11 protein-coding genes and 1 pseudogene are annotated in these 20,795 nt (G+C 57.5%); 8 read left to right on the top strand and 4 right to left on the bottom strand.

Features of this window, described 5'->3' with window-relative positions:
• Positions 1-57 precede the first annotated feature (57 nt).
• From HF945_RS04260 to HF945_RS04250, 3 genes and pseudogenes are all read left to right on the top strand, one after another.
• Positions 58-1,083 (top strand): hypothetical protein, encoded by a 1,026-nt coding sequence (locus tag HF945_RS04260; RefSeq protein ID WP_290524513.1) that lies wholly within the window; start codon positions 58-60, stop codon positions 1,081-1,083.
• Positions 1,084-1,146: 63 nt separating this feature from the next.
• A pseudogene (locus HF945_RS04255) lies at positions 1,147-1,887 on the top strand (lysine 2,3-aminomutase); the annotation flags it as partial.
• 159 nt (positions 1,888-2,046) lie between these two features.
• Positions 2,047-2,490 carry a DUF3332 family protein gene (locus HF945_RS04250; protein WP_290524512.1) on the top strand — a complete coding sequence of 148 codons (444 nt, stop codon included), beginning with the start codon at positions 2,047-2,049 and terminating at the stop codon, positions 2,488-2,490.
• 114 nt (positions 2,491-2,604) lie between these two features.
• Here the strand turns inward: HF945_RS04250 and HF945_RS04245 are convergent, their stop codons facing one another.
• The gene (locus HF945_RS04245) at positions 2,605-4,005 is read right to left on the bottom strand and encodes a PLP-dependent aminotransferase family protein (protein ID WP_290524511.1); all 1,401 of its coding nucleotides are present in this window, start codon (positions 4,003-4,005) and stop codon (positions 2,605-2,607) included.
• Positions 4,006-4,159: 154 nt separating this feature from the next.
• Here HF945_RS04245 and HF945_RS04240 point away from each other — a divergent pair, with 154 nt between their 5' ends.
• The 4 genes from HF945_RS04240 to recD all read left to right on the top strand — a co-directional run bounded on the left by HF945_RS04240 (position 4,160) and on the right by recD (position 14,223).
• Positions 4,160-4,858, top strand: coding sequence for a LysE family translocator (locus tag HF945_RS04240; protein ID WP_290524510.1), 699 nt, complete (start codon positions 4,160-4,162; stop codon positions 4,856-4,858).
• Positions 4,859-5,116: 258 nt separating this feature from the next.
• Positions 5,117-8,488, top strand: coding sequence for an exodeoxyribonuclease V subunit gamma (gene recC, locus HF945_RS04235; RefSeq protein ID WP_290524509.1), 3,372 nt, complete (start codon positions 5,117-5,119; stop codon positions 8,486-8,488).
• Positions 8,485-12,105, top strand: coding sequence for an exodeoxyribonuclease V subunit beta (recB, locus tag HF945_RS04230; RefSeq protein WP_290524508.1), 3,621 nt, complete (start codon positions 8,485-8,487; stop codon positions 12,103-12,105). Before recC ends, recB begins: the two co-directional genes overlap by 4 nt.
• A 174-nt stretch (positions 12,106-12,279) precedes the next feature.
• Positions 12,280-14,223 (top strand): exodeoxyribonuclease V subunit alpha, encoded by a 1,944-nt coding sequence (gene recD, locus HF945_RS04225; RefSeq protein WP_290524507.1) that lies wholly within the window; start codon positions 12,280-12,282, stop codon positions 14,221-14,223.
• Positions 14,224-14,500: 277 nt separating this feature from the next.
• Here recD and HF945_RS04220 read toward each other — a convergent pair whose 3' ends face one another.
• Complete coding sequence (locus HF945_RS04220) at positions 14,501-15,484, bottom strand: IS110 family transposase (RefSeq protein ID WP_290522779.1); 984 nt, start codon at positions 15,482-15,484, stop codon at positions 14,501-14,503.
• Between the two features lie 414 nt (positions 15,485-15,898).
• Here HF945_RS04220 and HF945_RS04215 point away from each other — a divergent pair, with 414 nt between their 5' ends.
• On the top strand, positions 15,899-16,726 hold the full coding sequence (locus HF945_RS04215; protein WP_290524506.1) for an ion transporter: 828 nt from the start codon (positions 15,899-15,901) through the stop codon (positions 16,724-16,726).
• A 416-nt stretch (positions 16,727-17,142) separates the two neighbouring features.
• On the opposite strand, the gene HF945_RS04210 is transcribed toward HF945_RS04215, so the two are convergent.
• A complete protein-coding gene (locus tag HF945_RS04210) occupies positions 17,143-18,237 on the bottom strand; it encodes an OmpA family protein (protein ID WP_290524505.1) in 1,095 nt (364 codons plus the stop codon).
• Between the two features lie 897 nt (positions 18,238-19,134).
• Positions 19,135-20,784 (bottom strand): lipoprotein insertase outer membrane protein LolB, encoded by a 1,650-nt coding sequence (locus tag HF945_RS04205; protein WP_290524504.1) that lies wholly within the window; start codon positions 20,782-20,784, stop codon positions 19,135-19,137.
• Positions 20,785-20,795 lie beyond the last annotated feature (11 nt).

The raw sequence follows: 20,795 nt of genomic DNA, 5'->3' as shown, positions 1-20,795 counted from the left end.
CACGCGGGTTATGAGCTTTCACACCAGAGCCATACCTAAACTACCAGGAGCCCCACCTTGCTTACCCTCTCCAAAGTCATGCAAACCGATATTGAGGAAATACACGCGATTGCATCAAGCTGGCTAATTAGCGGCTGCAAAACCGGCACAGAGAAAGGATTTTTAGTATCAGGCTACTCCATTGATAATTACAAAAGCTTCTTGATAGAAAAAAACACTTTCATAAAAGCTGAAAAAAACGGCGAGATACTTGGCTTTCTTTATGGATACCCCTCCTCCGAAATCGCCGCCAATGATCTGGTCGGGCAATACTGCAAAGCAAACCTTAATTGTGAATTTTTCTTAATTAAGCAAATTTGTGTAAAAAAAGAGTCCCCAAAAACTCGGGGCGTGGCAGATACATTATACAAATATGTAACTGAACAAAATATCGTTTTAGCCGCCGCTATCGTAACCCAGCCCCAAAATGAAAGCTCCATTAAATTCCATGAAAAACACGGCTTCATCAAGCAGTTTGAAATTAAGCCTGGGCCAGACCCCGACAACATAACTCGACCGAGAGGCATCTGGTGTCGCTTCCCAGAAAAATCAAAAATATACACTCGAACTCTTTGGCACTCAGCTTCCCAACCATTGGACGACATCGTTGACTATCACCATACTGCCGTAAACCTGTATACTCATGAAGACAATTTAAACTGGAAAAAACTTAGCATGAACACAACTTTCATGCTGGCATTGCTAGCATCAATGCCCTATCTTTCAAACCTAGAAAAAGGGAGACTAACAACTTGGGCCAGTGCAACACTCATCATTTTTGTTGGGATATTTTTAAATTATGTTTTCGGTCGAAAAATTAAAAGCGGCCTTGACCATATGCATCAACATAAAAAATCCATAGCCGAAATAGAAGCACTAATAAAACAGAAGCATGACCTCCCACCGCTAATACATAAAATATCTGAAAATAATGCAAAGAACACTTCTGACACTGCAAGGCTTTTAGCCAAAATGCCCATTGTGAACATGTCGGTTTGGCTCGTAGCTTCGCTTTTTTTAGTGCTCCAGTTAATTACGAAATAGTTCCACTCACAGCATTGCCAACTAATCTCCAAGATACTTTACATCCCATGTAAACGCGATAAGGTCACCGGTGGCGACCCGCTGGTAATGAAAACCAAAAATCTGCGTGCTCACATCGAGCCCTTGCTGGAGCTTGAGCAGATTCGCACCATCCGCATCGGTTCCAAAGCTCTGACCTTCTGGCCACAGCGTGTCGTGTCCGACGACGATGCCCAGGATCTTCTGGAACTGTTCGAAGAGGTGCAGGCCAGCGGCAAGCATCTGGCGCTGATGGCCCACTATAACCACTGGCAGGAACTGGAAACCGATATCGTCAAAGAAGCCGTTCGCCGGGTCCGCGCTACCGGTGCTGTTATCCGGGCACAGGGTCCTCTGTTCGCCCACATCAATGACAATGCCGATGACTGGGCGCGACTGTGGCAGACGCAGGTGGAACTGGGCATCGTGCCTTATTACATGTTTGTGGAACGCGATACCGGCGCCCGGCATTACTTTGAAGTACCGCTGGCAAAAGCCTGGGAAATTTACCGGGATGCCATGAAGCAGGTATCCGGTATTGCCCGCACCGCCCGCGGCCCCAGTATGTCCAGCCACCCGGGCAAAGTGGAGATTCAGGGTGTCACCGAAATCAACGGTGAAAAAGTGTTTGCCCTGCGCTTTATCCAGGGCCGTAATCACGACTGGGTTCAGCGCCCGTTCTTCGCCAAATTCAATGAAGAGGCCACCTGGCTAAACCATCTGGAGCCGGCCTTCGGAGAAGACAAGTTTTTCTTTGAAGACGAACTGGCCGAGATGGAAAGCTGATCCGCCAGCACGCCAAGACGCCCCGCCCTGCGGGGCGTTTTTATAAGTACGGCTTTCACATCTTGAAAGAGAATGTTGGACGTTGCCCACCCACAGGGCTATTAGTGGAAGGGTTCGCCGACTTGACCGGTGAAACGCCGTCAACTACGAGGAGAAATCATGAAGAAAGCTTTTACCAGTACCGCCTGCGCCATGATGCTCACTGGCTGTCTTGGCCAGAACGCCCTGTTCGATACCGTGCAGGACTGGAACGCCACTGCCACCAACAACAAGTTCGTCAGCCAGGGGATTTCTTTCATCTTTTGGTGGGTGCCGGTTTACGGGCTCTCCCTGCTGGGTGACATCGTGATCTTCAACTCCATCGAGTTCTGGACCGGCACCAACCCGATCAGCAAGGAAGGCGCCAAAGTCGCAGGTAGCACCGAAACCGTCAACGATGGCATGGGCAACCAGGCCGAGCTGACCTACAACGCTGATGGCTCCATCTCTGTTCTGGCCACCAGTGAAGGTGTGGAAGAGCGCTACACCCTGGTCAAGGAAGGTGACAAGGTCATCAAGATCCAGGACGAGCAGCGCGAAGTGCTGGGCAGCATGCTGCTGTAAAAACCCCAGTTGCCAGTGACGAGTTGCGAGTAACGAAAAGCAGAAACCCTCCTGGCCTCCGGGCTGAAGTTTTTGACTTTCATCACTCGCAACTCGAAACTCGCTGCTGACTCTTCACAACAATCTCGACAGCGTAACCAACGCCTGCTCCACCCGATTATCCCACTTCACTGCACAATTCATGCGCAAACAGTTGGCGAACTTTCCTGACGCCGAGAACATGGCGCCGGGGGCAAAACTGACACCGGCATTCAGCGCCCTTTCCAGCAAACTGGTGGTATCCACTTCGCCTGGCAGCTCCACCCACAATACAAATCCCCCTGCCGGCCGACTGACCCGAGCTTCTTCCGGAAAAAGCTGGGTGACCCGCTCCGTCATTCGTGCCACACCCAGGGCATGTTGAGCGCACAGCTGACGCAGAAAGTGATCGTATCTTCCCTTCTCCAGATAACGGGCAAGCGCTAGCTGCGCCGGCGTATTCACCGACACCGTATTGATGAACTGCAGATACTCTGCCCGCTCCTGTTGCGACGGCGGGGGCACCAGCCAGCCCACCCGCATGCCTGCCGACAGCGTCTTGGATGAGGAGGAACAATAGTAGACCAGCCCCTCGCGGTCCCAACATTTCAGCGGCCGGGGGCGCGGCCCGGCAAGCGGCAAATCCCCGTAGATGTCATCCTCCACCAACGGCACCTTGTGTTTGCCCAGTAATGACAGCAGCGCCTGCTTTCTGTCATCCGTGAGGCAAACCCCCAACGGGTTGGAGAAATTGCTCACCACCACACAGGCCGCCACGTCCCACGTCTCCAGTGCCAGCGTCAATGCATCCAGAGAGATTCCGTGTTCCGGATCGGTGGGTATCTCCAGGGCCTTCAGTCCCAGCGATTCGATGACCTGAAGCAATCCATAGTAGGTTGGCGACTCAATGGCGACAGTGTCACCCGGAGAGGTAACCAGTTTCAGCGCAATGGAAACCGATTCCTGACAGCTATTGGTAATCAGCACCTCATCCGGTGACACATCACATTGCAGGCTCGCCAAACGCCGGGCGATCTGGGTACGCAGCTCCGGCGCCCCGGGAGGGAATTCGTAACCCACACAACGACGGCGTTCCTCCCTCAACACCGAATGATAAACCCGCTCCATAGCCGCCACCGGCATGAACTCCGGTGCGGGAACGGCAGCCCCCAGATTCATGACAGCGGGATCTTTCACCGATTGCAGAATTTGCAGCACTCTTTCCTGGCCGGTGATGCGCCGCGGCTTGCGGCTGGCCCTGGCCACCCGTGGTGGCTTGCGCATCAGGGCGGGCTGACGCACGTAGTAACCGGAACGTGGGCGCGCTTCCAGCACTCCTCGCTGCTCCAGCTCGCGACAGGCATTCACCGCCGTGGAGACGCTGACGTCATGCTGCTCACTGAGCATTCTCACCCCGGGCAAACGACTCCCAACCGGGTAAACCTGATCACGGATCAACCCCTGCAAGCGATCCGCAAGTGCCTGATACAACGTCATCCCTCTACCCCGCAGTACAGTTTGTGAAAAATACGGCAGCACAGATTACTCACAAAACCATCTGTACTGCATCAATTTCGTTTTCTTATATCTGTCTTGCTCAACACTGTCCACCTACTCTGACTCTTATCCCTTTCCCCAACGCAGGAAGCACATGATGAGTACGGAACAGCTGCTGGCCCTGATCGGCTTTGTGACCGTGATGACCGCGACCCCGGGCCCCAACAACCTGATGCTGATTGCCTCCGGTGCCAATGCGGGTTTCCGCCGTTCGCTGCCACATATTTTCGGGATTGCTATCGGCTGTCAGGTGATCCTGGTCTGCGTCGCCCTGGGACTTGGCCAGCTGCTCAGCCAGTTCCCGCAGGCCATCACCCTGCTTCGGGTTGGCGGAGCTACCTACCTGCTCTACCTGTCCTGGCAACTGGTACGCAGCACAGCCCTCCATGACGGGACGGCACAGGCTCAACCCTTTACCTTTTTCCAGGCTGCCCTGTTCCAGTGGGTTAACCCGAAAGCCTGGATGATGATTCTGACCGGAGTGGCAACCTTCACCGACCCTGCGGACTTCAGTGTCAGCGTCGCGATTGTCGCGGGCGCCTTTCTGTTGATCGGCCTGCCGCTGATCAGTAGCTGGAGTCTGTTTGGTGCCCTGCTGAAACAGTGGCTGAAAGAAGGCAAGCGACTGAAACTGTTCAACCGCACCATGGCATTGCTGCTGGTGGCATCACTGGTACCCACGTTTGGATTGCAAGCCAACGAAGCCGACAGCCAGCTACCTGCGGCGGCGCAACCTGACGAGACGATGACGGTGCCAGTGCAACGGGAACCCTGGTGGCAGAGTGTGATGTAGCGTTAGTGAGGCAGTGGCGAGTGACGGGGAGCGAATTTCGAAAGTCAAAACCCGAGACACAAACGCGGTTTAACGCTTCGTTACTCGTCACTCGCAACTCGCTTCTGACTTTTCTCAATCCGCTACGACAGTTTCTGTCCTGCCCTGCCGACATACTGACATTTCAAGCGCCGGGACAGGCTTGGGTTGTAGCGCACGGCGCCCTTCTCCCTTAGTCTAGTCTTTTCGCACAAACTCAATGTCGCGCAAGGATGATCCATGCAAAACGGGCTGATGGTGCTGCACAGCAACCGTCTGGAAACCCTCACCGAACTGGTGGCCGACTGGCTGGAACGCCAGCCCCTGGCACCACTGGAAACCGAAACCTTCCTGGTGCAATCCAATGGCATGGCCCAGTGGCTGAAACTGCAACTGGCGGATGCGCTGGGGATCAGTGCCGGCTTCCAGTTCCAGATGCCGGCCCGTTTTCTGTGGAGCGCCTACCGCGCCGTGCTCGGCGAGGACAAGGTGCCGCGCACCTCACCCTTCGACAAGTCCCGTTTGCTGTGGCGATTGTATCGCTTGCTGCCGACTCTGCTGGATGATGAACATTTCGGCCCGCTGCGCCACTTTCTTGCTGATGATCAGGACTTTCGCAAGCGACACCAGCTGGCCGAACGATTGGCCGATCTCTATGACGCTTACCAGGTGTACCGGGCTGACTGGCTCACCGACTGGGAAGCGGGACAGGATCAACTGCGCAAAGCTCACGACCGCACTACCTTTGATGAATTTCCCGCCAGCCAGCGCTGGCAGGCGCACCTGTGGCGCGCGCTGCTGGCCGATATGGACGATGACAAACAGGGCCTCAGTCGTAGTGCCATCCATGACAGTTTCATCGCGACACTGAACAATGGTGAAACGCCCCCGGGCCTGCCGCGCCGGCTGATTATCTTTGGTATCAGCGCCCTGCCCCAGCAATCCCTGGAGGCCCTCGCCGCATTGAGCCAGCACTGCCAGATCCTGATGCTGGTACAGAACCCCTGCCAGCATTACTGGGCGGATATCGTGGAAGACCGTCATCTGCTCCGGCGCCAACTGGACGAGCGCAAACGTCACCTCGACCTGCTGCCGGAGAACCGGGTCAATCCGCTGCTGGCCGCCTGGGGCAAACAGGGCCGGGACTTTATCGGCCTGCTCTATGATCACGATGATCCGGACAGCTACCGCAGCGCTTTCCAGAACCAGATTGACCTGTTCGTCGATCTCTCACCGAGCACCCTGCTGCAACAACTGCAGCAGGACATCCTCGATCTGGAACCGCAGCCGGCACCGGACCAGCGCCCCCCCCTGCAAACGGATTCTTCCCTGCATTTCGCTATCGCCCACAGCCCCCAGCGGGAGGTGGAAATCCTGCAGGATGCGTTGCTGAAACGCTTTGCCGAAGACCCGAGCCTACAGCCACGGGACGTGATCGTGATGGTGCCGGATATCGAGGCCTACGCGCCCTACATTGATGCAGTGTTTGGTCGCATGGAGCGGGACGACCCACGCTACCTGCCTTACACCCTCAGCGACCGCAGTGCCGGTGCCGCCTCGCCCATGGCCCAGGCCATGGAGTCCCTGCTGCACCTGCCCCAGTGGCGCTTTACCGCCAGCGACATTCTCGACCTGCTGGAGGTGCCTGCGGTGCGCCAGCGCTTTGCCATTGAGGAAAGCGACCTGCCCCAGCTGGCCAGCTGGATTGATCAGGCCCGTATCCGTTGGGGGCTCAACAGCGACCAGCGCCACACCCTGGAGGTGCCCGGCTTTGAACAGAACAGCTGGGCGTTCGGGCTCAAGCGCATGCTGGCCGGCTACCTGATGGGCGATGGCCCGGCCTGGAACAACATCCAGCCCCTGGACGAAGTGGCAGGCCTGGGTGCGGAGCTGGCCGGGCGACTGTCACGCTTGCTGGATAGTCTGGAACATCACTGGCAGGCCTTCCGGGACAGCGCCACCCCGACCCAGTGGCAGCTGCGTTTCAGCCAGTTACTGGATGATCTGTTTGCCCCCGAGGAGCAGGACGACCAGGGCCTGGATGCCGGCCTGCGCGATGCTCTCAACGACTGGCTGGCGGCCTGCGGCGAAGCGGATTTCGACAAGGCTCTGCCGCTCACCGTGGCCCGCCGCCCATTACTGGATGCACTCAATGCCGAAAGCCTGTCGCAGCGCTTCATGGCCGGGCGCATCAACGTCTGCACCCTGATGCCCATGCGCGCCATTCCGTTCCGCCATGTGTGCCTGCTCGGCATGAAAGACGGTGACTACCCCCGCCCCCAGCAGCCCATGGATTTCGACCTGATGCGCCAGTGGGGCAACTATCGTCCCGGGGATCGCTCCCGGCGGGACGACGACCGCTATCTGTTTCTGGAAGCCCTGCTCAGCGCCCGCGACAGCCTCTATATCAGTTGGACCGGCCGCAACGTGCGCGACAATAGCGAACGTCCGCCTTCAGTACTGGTGGCCCAGCTGCGCGATCACATCAACCAGCGCTGGCACTGCGACCAGGGCGACCCGGTGGAGGCCCTCACCCAGGCGCATCCCCTGCAGCCCTTCAGCAGCCAGTACTTCGATGCCGGCAACGATGCCCTGAGCACCTATGCCAACGAATGGCGGGTACTGCATGACGGCGATGCCCCGCCAGTGGACAACAGCCAACCGTTACCACCATTGGACAACGACGAGCCGGTGAATTGCGCTGCCCTGGGACGCTTCCTAAAGCAGCCGGTGGCACACTTTTTCGAACGCCGACTCAAGGCAAAACTGAAACTGGAACGCCAGGTACTCGAAGACAGCGAACCCTTCGGTTTCGACGGACTACAGCGTTATCAACTACAGGATCAGCTGGTCAGTGACGCCCTGCAGGTGGGCCCGGAACAGGCGCAAGCCACCATGCAGGCCACCCTGGACCGGCTGGCCGCCAGCGGCGATCTGCCCCTGCATCCGTTTGAAGAAGGGAGCCGTGACAGCCTGCTGGTGCCGCTGGCCGATCCGCTGGACGATTACTTTGCCCTGTTGGCCCAGAGTGGCAGTCCACTGCCCCAGCAGGAAATCCGTCTGACCGCCGGCCCCCTGCCACTGGAAGACTGGCTCACCGATCTGCGCGGTGCCACCGGCAACCCGCAGCGGCTGGTCCTGCAGACCGGCAAGCTGGAAAACCGTTACGACAAGCTGTGTCGCGACTGGGTCATTCACCTGGCCGCCTGTGCTGCCGGCTACCCGCTCACCACCCGCATTCAGGGCCAGGATGGGCGCTTTACCCTGCTACAGGTAACCCAGCAGGCAGCCCAGCAGCATCTCGACCAGCTTGGTCATGCCTGGCAACAGGCGCTCTGCCATCCGCTACCGGTGGCCTGTGCCACCGCCTTTGCCTTCCTGACGGAAGAAGATGAAGAGAAAGGCGTGAAAGCGGCAAGGCACAAATACACCAGTAGCGATTTCAGCCGTGGCGAAGTGGATGACCCGTCACTGGCCCGCGCCTGGCCGGATTTCGATACGCTCTGGGCACAGACAAAAGAGGAAGAACCGCTGTTTCTTTACTGGACAGAACAACTCTTTGCGCCCCTCTTCCTGAACAGCCAGTGGGCCGAACTGGGGGACCTGTCATGAGCCATAACGACGGACGTCAGGACCCACCGCTACCGATCACTTTCCCTCTGCATGGCACCCGGTTGATCGAAGCCAGCGCCGGTACCGGCAAGACCTTTACCCTGGCAGCGCTTTATCTGCGCCTGGTGCTGGGCCATGGTGACGACCGGGCCTTCCACCGCCCGCTGCTGCCACCGGACATCCTGGTGGTGACCTTTACCGAAGCCGCCACGGAAGAACTGCGCGAACGGATTCGGGACCGCCTGGCCGATGCCGCCCGGACCTTTGCCGACCCGGACGCCACTGCCAGCGACCCGGTGCTGTCACAACTGCTGGCCGACTACGCCGAGCCGCAGGCGCGCAAGCAATGCGCCCAGCGACTGGATGCCGCAGCCCAGTGGATGGATGAAGCAGCCATCTACACCATCCACGGTTTCTGTAACCGCATGCTCAAACAGCATGCGTTTGATTCCGGCAGCCTGTTCAGTCTGGAACTGCAGGAAGATGCCAGCGATGAACAACTGCAGGCGGCACGGGATTACTGGCGCAACATCATCAACAACTTCCCGGTGAGTGCCGCCAACCAGTTGCAAAGCGAAGGCCTGGGCAACCCGGATGCCTTGCTCAAGGAAGCCCGCCCTCTGCTGGGGCTCAAGGAAGCCGATCCGGCGAACCTGCCAGACAGTGTGAAAAAATGGCTGACGCAAACCGATCCCCAGGCCGAGCTGGACCGGCTGGCCCGTCAGCAACTGGCCGACGCCTTGCCGGACTTCCTTCACTGGGTACGTGACGCCCAGGAGAACAAGTGGCTGAACGGCAACAGCTATCGGGCGAAAAGTGTGCCCGGCATGCTCAAGCTTCTGAAGCGCTACGCCAAGGGAGAAGGCCTGCGCGACAAGGATTACGACGTCCTCTTCAAGTTCTCTGAAGACGGCATGAAGCTGACCAAGGCGGGTCAGGAACACCGTCCGGACTTCCTGTTCTGCAAAACTCTAGATCGGGTCCTGATGGGTCGCGAAAACACCCGCCTGCCACGCACGGACCTGCTGGCCCATGTGGCTGCCTGGATTGACCGGCGCGTGGATCAAGTACGCCGCCAGACCGCCACGCTGGGCTTCGATGACATGCTCACCCGCCTGCGCGATGCCCTGGAAGGGCCCAACGGCGAGAGGCTGGCCGCGGTGATTCGTGAGCAATTCCCGGTGGCGCTGATCGACGAATTTCAGGATACCGATCCGGTCCAGTACGGAATTTTTTCTGCACTCTATGGCAATCAGCCGGAGATCGGCTGGTTCATGATCGGCGACCCCAAACAGGCCATCTATGCTTTCCGCGGCGCGGATGTATTCACCTACCTGAAAGCCCGCACGGCCACCAAAGGCAACCACTACACCCTGAAAAAGAACTTCCGTTCTGCCCATGCCATGGTCGCCGCTGTGAACGAATTGTTCACTTACAGCGACCAGACGTTTGGTGATGTCTTCCGCATGGCCAAAACCGGCAGCCCCTTCCCGTTCGACCCGGTGGAAGCCCAGGGTCGCAAGGAACAACTGGAAGTAGATGGGCAGGTCAAAGCTGGCATTACCCTGTGGGTGGAAGACCGCGACAGGGCGGTGAGTGCGGGTCAGTACCGCCAGCAACAGGCGGAACGTTGCGCCACCGAAATCACCCACCTGCTCAACGGCGCGGAAAAAGGCGACACCGGTTTCCGCAAAGGCGAACAGTTTCGGCCCCTGCAGCCCAACGACATTGCCATTCTGGTACGAGACCGCACCGAAGCCAAAGCCATTCGCGATGCGCTGATGGAACGTGCGGTGCGCAGCGTGTATCTGTCTGACCAGGATTCCGTGTTTGCCCAGCCGGAAGCGATCGACCTGCTGCTGATCCTGCACGCCTGCGCCAACCCGGAATCGGACAGCAAGGTGCGCAGTGCCCTGGCCAGTGCGTCACTGGATATGGCCTACACGGAACTGGATGCCATCAATCAGGATGAGGTGCGCTGGGAACGCATGGTGGAACAGTTCCATGGCTATCGCCACCAGTGGCAACAGCAGGGTGTATTGCCCATGCTGCGCAACCTGCTGATGGATTTTCATGTGCCGGTGCGTCTCAGTCAGAGCCTGGACGGTGAGCGGGCATTGACCAACCTGCTGCACCTGTCTGAATTGCTCCAGCAGATGGCCACCCAACTGGATGGCGAGCAAGCCCTGATTCGCTATCTGGAAGAAACCCTCGAACAACAGAGCAACAGCAGCAAGGAAAGCATCCTGCGGCTGGAAAGTGATGATGACAGGGTCAAGGTGATCACCATCCACAAATCCAAGGGGCTGGAATACCCGCTGGTGTATCTGCCCTTTATTTGCAGCTTCCGCCCCGCCGACAAGAGCAAGCCGCCGCTGCGTTTCCATGATGATGACCGGCTGCATGTGTCACTGGAGCCGGATGTGGAAGACGAGCGCAAGGCTGACGAAGAGCGCCTGGCGGAAGACATGCGCCTGCTCTATGTGGCACTCACCCGGGCCTGCCATACCTGCACCCTGGGCATTGCCCCCTACGTGAAAGGTAACGGAAAAACCAACCAGCTGGAGAAGAGTGCCATAGGCCGCCTGCTGTTTGGTGACGGTGTGGAAAATGAAAAGCTCACCGAAAAACTGACACCGGTAATCAGCGACGCGGTAAGCGTGATCGCACCACCGGAGAGCCATGATGCCCCGTATCAACCGGCTACACAGAATGTGACCCTCAAACCGGTACAAGTGCCCCCCCGACATCAACGCCAGCCCTGGTGGATTGCCAGCTACAGTGCCCTCAAGCATGTGCAGGAAACCCTGGCCCCGGCGGACCCGCGCAGCGACCAGTTGGCCGAGCAACCGGATCAGGACAGCATGCCGGAACAGGAGCCTCTGCCGGGTAGCATCCACGCCTTTCCCCGCGGCGCAGCACCCGGCACCCTGCTGCATGATTTCCTCGAGCTGGCAGCGAACCAGGACTTTGTTGCGACCCTGGCGTCCCCAGCGCCCTTCGAACAGGTTGTGGCAGAAAAACTCCAGGCCCGCGGATGGCAAGATCACGGGGCGGTGATCAATAACTGGTGGAAAACCGCCCTGCAAACCCCGTTACCGCTGGCCGCTGATCAGGTGGCGCTGAGCGAGATGGCCACCTATGTGGCAGAGATGGAATTCATGTTGCCCGCCAACCAGGTGAGCGTGGCGGCTCTGGACCAGGCTATCCGCGATGCCATCCACCCGGATCTGCCCCGCCCGCGACTGGAGGCCGACACCCTCAACGGCATGCTCAAGGGCTTTATCGATCTGGTGTTCGAACACCGCGGCAAGTACTACGTGCTCGACTACAAATCCAACTGGCTGGGCGTGGATGACAGCGCCTACACCGCCCGCGCCATGACCCGTGCCATTCTCGACAAGCGTTACGAGGTGCAGTACGTGCTTTACCTGCTGGCTCTCCATCGTCTTCTCAAGAACCGCCTTGGCGAAGGCTACAATCCGGAGCAACACCTGGGCGGCGCCGTCTATGTGTTCCTGCGCGGCATGCAGGGTCCAGCAGCGGGCACGGTCTTCGACCGGCCGGCGACGGAGTTGATTGAAAGGCTGGATGCGATGTTTGGAGGCGAGGGGTGAGTTTAAAGTTAAAAGTTAAAAGTTTAAAAGCGCGGGGGACGCTTTCCCTTGCTGGAACTCTGTACCCGCGCACCACTACCCAAGAATCGCGGCGCATGACCTGTTCGTTAAACTCTAAACCTTCCCGCGTTTCAACTTTCAACTTTCAACTTTCAATGGCTTTTGGGGGCTTCGATGCAATCTGATCTATTCTCCGCCCTCAATTGGGAAGATGCCCTGGAGCGGCTACGCGACGGCGGACTGTTACGGGATCTGGATGTGGCCATTGCCCGCTTTCTGCAACAACAGTGCAGCGATGCCAGTTATGAAGTGCTGTTACTGGCGGCCTTTACCAGCAACCAGCAGGCCAGTGGTCATCTCTGTCTGGATTTTGAAAATGACGCCCTGAGTACCCAGCTGTGGGGCACGTCACCGCCTGCGGAACTGACGCAGTTACTCCCGGGGACACCCGCCCAATGGCGCAAGGCCTTGCAGCAAAGCCCGCTGGTCAGCGACGACGGCAGCACACCACTGGTGCTGGATAACCATCGACTTTATTTGCGCCGTAGCTGGTCACAGGAACGGTCGGTCGCCAACGCCATTGCAACGCGGCTGGCAACGCCTTCCGGACTGTCTGCACAACAACTGCAGGGCCCGTTGCAGGCGCTATTCCCTGACAGTGATAACAACACCAACTGGCAACAGGTGGCCTGCGCGCTGGCCAGCCGCGCTGGTATCGGCATCATTACCGGCGGCCCGGGGACCGGCAAGACCACCACAGTGGTAAAACTGCTGGGCCTGTTGCAAAGCCTGGCCGTGGGAAACCAACAGCGCCTGCGCATTCGTCTCGCCGCCCCCACCGGCAAAGCCGCCGCGCGGCTCACCGAATCCATTGGCGACCAGGTAGCCGCCCTGCCGGTCTCTGATGCGGTTCGCGACAGCATTCCCACCGACGTGACCACCCTGCACCGCCTGCTGGGCACCCGGCCGGATTCGCGGCACTTCCGTCATCACGCCCACAATCCCCTGCACGCGGATCTGGTAGTCGTGGACGAAGCCAGCATGATCGACATGGACATGATGGCCAGCCTGCTGTCAGCCCTGCCCGCCCATGCGCAACTGATCCTGCTGGGCGACAAGGACCAGCTGGCCAGCGTGGAAGCCGGCGCAGTCATGGGCGATTTGTGCCGCTATGCCTTTGAAGGCCGTTATCAAGCCGATACCCTGGACTTCGTTGCTCAGAGTTGTGGCGCCGATATCCGTGACTTCCGTGAAGTGCCCGACCAGCCCGGCACGGCGCTGGCACAGTCCACAGCCATGCTACGTACCAACTGGCGCTCTAAGGACAGCCCCGGCATCGGCGCCCTGGCTACCGCCATCAACCGGGCAGACCTGAGCAAGTCACGGGCGGCGTTTCTGGATTACCCGGAGAGCCTCAACCGCCGCCGACTGCAGAGCGACAACACACAGTTGGAAACCCTGTTGCTGGAAGGCAGCGCCGGCCACCAGGGTTTGCGCAGTCTTTTTTTGGCCGTCGAGAATCCGCCGGAGGCGAACCCTGAACGGGATCAATGGGCGGCATCGCTACTGAAACAACTCACCCACCAGCAATTGCTCAGTGGCCTGCGCAGCGGCCCTTTTGGGGTGGAGCAGCTCAACCAGCGCATCACCCACTACCTGCAACAACAGGGGCTGGCCCCAGAGCGGGAATGGTATGCGGGTCGCCCGGTGATGATGACACGCAATGATTACCAGCTGGGACTCATGAACGGCGATGTGGGGCTAACCCTGCCCGGAGAAACGGATGACAGTGGCCTCCGCCCCTTGCGGGTCGCTTTCCAGTTGCCGGATGGCCGCATCAAGTGGGTACTCCCCTCAAGGCTGGACGGGGTGGAAACCGTGTACGCCATGACGGTACACAAGTCCCAGGGCTCGGAGTTCCGCCACACCCTGCTGGTACTCCCCGATGCACCCCACCCCCTGCTTACCCGGGAGCTGGTGTATACCGCGGTCACTCGGGCGCGGGAAACCTTCACCCTGCTGGAATTCGGCAAGCCCGGGGTATGGGACAGCGCAGTGAAGAAAGCCACCTGGCGCGCCTCCGGCCTGGCAGACCGGCTGGCACACCAGCATCAATAACGGGACCCTCACAGGCACAACGAGGTCACAGAGATCACCCAGAGAAAGCTTGTTTTCTCAGTAACCTCCGTGGTGAAAAACGGTTGGTCCTGGCCAGGAATCGTTCCGCCACCGAGCGCAACGAAGGAAGCCAGGCAAGGCGGCACTACAGGGGCAAGCGGAGCGAATAACCCACGCCGCGACGAAAAGGTGGAGATCAAACCGTAATGCTGTTCACTCAAGGAGAGGTTTGGTCTTCTTGTAGATACCGTCTCTCTCCATACCCTGCAAGCCGTCTCTATGCGACTTGTGGGGTATATTTCTTTTGGTGCTTGATTACCCCATAGGCGATTTGCACCAGCTTGCGCATTGCTGCCACCACAATCACTTTACCTGTCTTCCCCCTGTCTTCCATGCGCCGTCTCAGTGCCCGGATATCGGGGTTGTGGGTGCATGCTGTGACTGCTGCCATGAACAATTTTCCCCGTACGTTGGCGCGGCCACCTTTGCGGATCTTTGTCGGCTTTCTGGAGTCGCCGGATTCATTGTGCACCGGCGTAATGCCCAGGAAGGCGGCACATTGCTTGGCTGACCGGAAGTCCCGACTGTGTATTAGCGACAGCAGCTCTCGGGACATCACATCGCCTACCGCAGTGATGCTCTCCAGCAGTGAGCGGTCCTGTTTCAGTTCAGGATGGCCATCAATGTGGTCATCGATGTCCTTTTTGAGCTTGCGGATCTCCTCATTCAGTGTCGCGATCATGTCCTGTATAGAGGCAATGACTCGCTCGCTTGACTGGTTGAATTCCGCTTTCTCAAGCCGGTTTTCTTCCCGCTGACGGTCTTTCTCCAAGGCCTCCAGACGAGCACCAAGCGCTCGTAACTGCCTGATCTCTGGCGCTTCCGGCTGCCATTTATGTAGTCGCTCATGCTTCTCTTTCACGTAGAGAGCCAGGCACAGCGAGTCGAGCTTGTCTGTCTTGCTTGAGAACCCTTCACTCTTGGCGAAGTCCCTGGTGCGCGCCGGATTGGCCACATACACCTGCAACCCAGCTTCATGGAGTGCGTAGGTCAGGTTCTCGTGATAAATACAGGTGGCTTCCAGCACCACATGAATCTCGGACGGCTCAGCACCGGTCTGCTTGAGCAGCCACTGCGCAACCTCGTGCTCCTTCCCGCGCCGATTCTGGAAAACCCGTGTTTTTACCTTCCGGGGATTGGCCTGGCGCAGCCAAAGTGTATCGAGGCTCTTTTTGCTGACATCAATTCCAACGAAGTGCATCTCTCGTGTCTTCCCTTGCTTATACGGCTTCATCCCGCGGAGGGGAGAGCCCGGATACCGTTCAGATTTAAGAGAATGGGTCGGAGCCAGGATCTACGTCACAGGGTCTATGCCCTCAGGAGCTTGTCAGGCTTTAACCCGACCCGTGAGTGCTGGTAGCTAATCAGCACTCGTGGAGAGATACAAGGAGCTTGCTTGCAAGCGAAGCCTTTGTGTCATGCCGCGCCATTCGCGTGCAAGCACGCTCCCACTGAAACATCGCGCTTCAGTGAACAGTATTGGGGGGGCAAACCGGCTTTTACCGGATACCCCGATCAACCATTTAAACTCGCTGGCTATCGCTCAAGGCCGGGGGCAATTAGAATCGGGCCTGACCGCTGTTCAGACACATTGCAAACAGGATCCTGACTCTCCATGTCCACCGAACTGACTCGCTCCTCATCCACACTGGAGCAGCTGCGCCGCATCGAATCCAGCAAACTGTTCCAGGGCGCAGTGATCGCCATCATCATCCTTTCCGCGCTGACCATTGGCGCCAACACCTATAACCTGCCGCCCCTGTTCACCGACACCCTGGCCGTGCTCGATAACGCCATCACGATCTTCTTCCTGGTGGAAATCCTGTTCCGGTTTGGCGTCCACGCGGACAAGAAGCGCTTCCTTCTGGATGGCTGGAACCTGTTTGATACCCTGGTGGTGATTGGCAGCCTGATACCCATGGACAATGCCGAAGTGGTGCTTCTGGGCCGATTGTTGCGCGTATTCCGGGTATTGCGGCTGGTATCGGTGGTGCCGGAACTGCGCTTCCTGATCAACTCCCTGATCAAGGCGATTCCCCGCATGGGTTACATCGCCCTGCTCATGTTCATCATCTTCTATATCTACGCGGCCATGGGCTCCATGTTCTTCTCCGGTGTCGATGAAACCCTGTGGGGCGATGTGGCCATTTCCATGCTCACCCTTTTCCGGGTGGCGACCTTTGAAGACTGGACCGACGTGATGTACGCCACCATGGAAAGCTATCCATTAAGCTGGCTGTACTACCTCAGCTTTATTTTCCTCACCGCCTTCGTATTCCTGAACATGATGATCGGTGCCATCCTGGAAGTCATGAGCGAGGAACAGAACGCCAAACAGGCAGAGGAAGCCCATGGCGAAAGGGAAAGAATGAGCCGTCAGCTGACAGACATTCAGGCGGAACTGGCCGAGCTCACCAGGCTGGTTCAGTCCAGCAAAAAGTGATTCGGACTGTCTGCCAATTCAACAGATTCATGCTGGATTAGCGGGGAAGGCAGTGAGAAGGTTTTCCCCGCCTTTATCAGGCTAATCTGCCGTTGCGGTCGCTGCATACCTGACGCCTGACAACCAAAATGACAACGCAGGGTTATATCGTGCGCCTGTGACTCCCTCACCCGCTTGAGGATTATCACTCAGCCTGGGGGACTGTCTTTCCAGACAATCGATTTTCAGCTGAGACGTGCCTTGCGGAGTGCACGCTATTCCCGCATCAGGCGTCGAGCATTTTTCGTGAAGGGGAGATTCTCTCTCAGCCGGTTAATCCAAAGGTGGGTTATTCCTGCAATTGCGAGGTGAATCAAAAAAAACGGGACACCAGGTGTCCCGTTTTATTGCTGCCAGCCTGCTGGCAACCGCGGCGTTTACTCCTGCGGCTCCACAATCACATCTGCGCGGCGATTCCGGGCACGACCTTCAGGGGTGTTGTTGTCACCCACAGGCCGAGATTCCCCGAATCCCTGGGTGGAGATACTCTCCCCGTCCACGCCCAAATCCGTCACCAGCTTATCGCGCACAGATTCCGCACGACGCTCCGACAGGCTTTGGTTGTAGGATTCATCGCCAGTATCATCAGTATGACCTTCCACGCGAATGGAGGCTTTTTCACCCGCCTTCATGCGTTCCGCCGCCGTGCGCACCTGCTCATCAAACTCACCTTGCACCCGGTCACTGTCGAACGGGAAGTAAAGGCTACCGGCTTGCTGCACCTGCCCGGAAGCATCATCGACTTCACAACCTGTCTCATCAACAACCGCGCCCGATGCAGTGCCTGCACACTGGTCTACGTCATCATTGACGCCATCGTTGTCGGCATCCAGCACAATTACATCTTCCGGATTGGTTACCGCATCCTCATCACTGCTTTGCGACTCATCATCATTGCTGATACCGAACGCCAGGTTGATGCCGGCGTACACCTGCCCTTCCCAAAATTCACGATCGAGGCTGTAGGCATGACGGGTACCCAGGTCCAGCACCAGATGCTTGAAAAAGGCAAGCTGGAGACCGAGCTCCAGACCTGCCATCAACTCATCATTCTTGTCACTGTTCGGGCTGTTAATACTCTCGATGATCTGCTCACCCACGTTGAGCCCCACATAGGGCTCAAAACCCAGCAAGCCGTGGTTGTTCAGATGGTAGCGACCACTGGCAAAATAGTTGGTCATATCAAGGCGCAGACCTGAGTCTACGTATTTGCTCTCTGCATCCCCCTCTACGGTTTCGTACCAGCCTTGTACAGACCAGTTGGGATGAAAGCGCCAACCGATTTGGCCACCGTAGAAGGCCACATCCTCAAGGCCGTTAACCGTCTTACCTATGACCCGATTGTCGTAAAAGGTATAAAAACTGGCATGACCACCAATGTAACCATAACGGTCAGGGACATTTTCATTGGCCGTAGCAAAGGGAGCCAACAACAGGGAAGAAGCTGCAATCACCTTGAGGGTTGCGTTCACAGTGCAAATCCTTTTCTGTGCGAATGGAAGGTGGGCGATTGTATGACTTTCCCTTATGTCATAAATAGATCATTTGGGGCTGATATAGCGATTATTTACCGAAACCAAACCAAGCCGCCCAGTAAGAGATACAGTTATCTAGCCCTTTCCACTTACCCCTTCACCCAATATTCACACTAAAGCCTAATAAACCTTATGCCTGTCCAGGCACTGGCCCTGGGCAAGCGATTCAGGCTCAGGCGAGGCAAGGACTCCCAAAGCGAGTTTCGAAAGGCAAAACCGGCCTCATCGAAAGGGCGTTGGGCTTTGAGCTTCGAGATGCGCTTCTGGAATCCTTACCTCGCTCAGGCTCGGATCACGGCGGAACGGCCGTTATTCGCCACGCTCACCCTTCGGGCTGCACTGTTTGCGTTACTCCGCTGCGCTACGTTCCTGTAGCGGGATAGCAATCACCGATGCCACAGAGCCCCACATCGTATCAACTCAGTGATCTCTGCGAGCTTTGTGGTAAAACTGGCTTTGCTGATTGTGTGGGAAGTTCAGCTTGCTGAACGAATGCGGCTGCAGACCCGGGCATGCTATCTGAACCTTCGTTCAGCAAGCTGAATCTCCCACCAGACATCGATCAAAAGAGGAAGTAAAGCGCTGGAATCGCGACGCCAACAAGTGAAGCCAAGCACGCCTGACAAGGCGGCTCGGCAGGGGTGAGCGATGCGAATAACCGACGCGCTTACGGGAAGGTGCGGGGCCTTCCAGGAAATCCCCGATGAAACGATATAAGGGTGAGAGAGTGCCAGCCTTGCTTTCGAATGAGCAGAAGTGCTGGCGCGTGCGGGGGTATCCAGGATCAGAAACGAACAAAAGGCCGGCGGCGGTGAAACCGCCGGCTTTTCAGAATCAGTTAACGATCCGTTCCTTGTCGAAGAAGGCTTCAATCAGCCACTGGTTGTAACCGCCCAGGCGCTTACCTTCCAGCCTTGCTTCAGCCTCACGATAGATCGCATGGCGCTCCATGCTCTTGGGCAACAGTACCGCCATGGTCCAGGCACCGGCGCGCATCCAACCATAATTCAGCTTCTGCCATAGGCCATACTTCATGTTGTACTGATCACGAATACGCGGCGGCAGCTCCGCTGAGGTGATAATTTCCTGCCCCCACAGCGGAAAGATCATCCAGATTGACTTGGCATCGAAGAGATCCTTTTTCAGCTGCAGCGCATTGTTGGTCACCGTCAACTGGGGGCTGTCCCACATGGCTTCGTTATAGGCCATGAACTCGTTCCAGTCCTTGGGCAGTGCGCTCTCCGGAATCCCGAACAGCATGGCGAACAGCTTGGTTTCCTCGTAGTACTGATCTTTTTCTTCCTGGCTCAACGTGCCAATCATCTCTTCGTACATGTGCATGCTGGTTTCCCAGAGCGTTGCATGCACCCAGATCATGGCGTTGATTTCGTTGGCACGATATTCGGAGCCACGATCAAACGCGCCGGCTTGCTCAGTCACGTGACCTTCAATTTCTTCATGAATATCACGGACCTGATTAGCCGACGTCATGGCCTGGGAGGTGCTGCCATAGACCATGTTGGAAATATGGTAGAAGGTCCTGCGGGCACGGCCCAGCGGATCATCACGCACCACCGAATGCTCGTCGATGCCGGCGGTGACCCAGGGGTGCGCCACCTGCAGCAGCAGTGCACGGCCAGCACCAAAGCCGGAAGGCAATGCCAGGCCAGTGACTTTCCACATCATGGAATCCGGACCATATAGCCCTTCACGGGGGTTGGGCAGCTTGTCGTTATGGATCTTTGCCAGCTGACGACAGAAGTCCACCTCGTTGATCCAGCGCGGCAGCGGCGCACTGCCATCACGGGGCACCAGCTGGGCAACCACATCACTGTCACGGGCAGGGTCATTGGTGGCCGCAACCTGTTCATCGCTGACACCCTGTTCACAGGGGTGTGCCAGATAACCGGTATCCCCCCGCACCATCTTCAGGATCAGTCCCTTGTCATCACCTTCCAGTTTGATGTCAGACGGCAGCCGATAGTTGCCTTGCAACGACATGTAGTCACGGAAGCGAATATCCCAACCGGCCTCTTCAATCCGGTCAAGCTGGTAATTACCATCCTTGTAAATCTCCGCGGACTCAGTGGCGGGCAAGCCCCGCAACCAGTAAGAAAGATTGCCCGCGCTGATACTGGCACGTAGATGCTCAGCAACGGCTACCGCATCCGCGCCACCTGTGACATCAACGCTTTCGCTGCCAGGCTCAAACACATTGCCACGGATGGTCGCCTGGGGATCGCCCACACGCTCATCCATAAGCAATCCAAGCTCATAGTTTTCGTCTATCTGCAGGTAATAGAAGTAGCTCTTGCTTTTCTCATCATCAGCAAACAGTTCAAGCTTTCCTTCTACGCGCCATTCGCTCATCCCCTCTGGAGATTTGGGCACATAGCTGGATTCCTTGAGTGACGAACAACCTTGCAGGACCAGGAACAGGGCAAGCAAATACACCTTGCCGAAAGAAAGGATAACGCGGCTCATGACAGCCTCTC

Origin of the sequence: Alcanivorax sp. (assembly GCF_017794965.1) — a bacterium.
Taxonomy (GTDB): domain Bacteria; phylum Pseudomonadota; class Gammaproteobacteria; order Pseudomonadales; family Alcanivoracaceae; genus Alcanivorax.
This window is presented reverse-complemented; position numbering and strand designations above follow the sequence as displayed.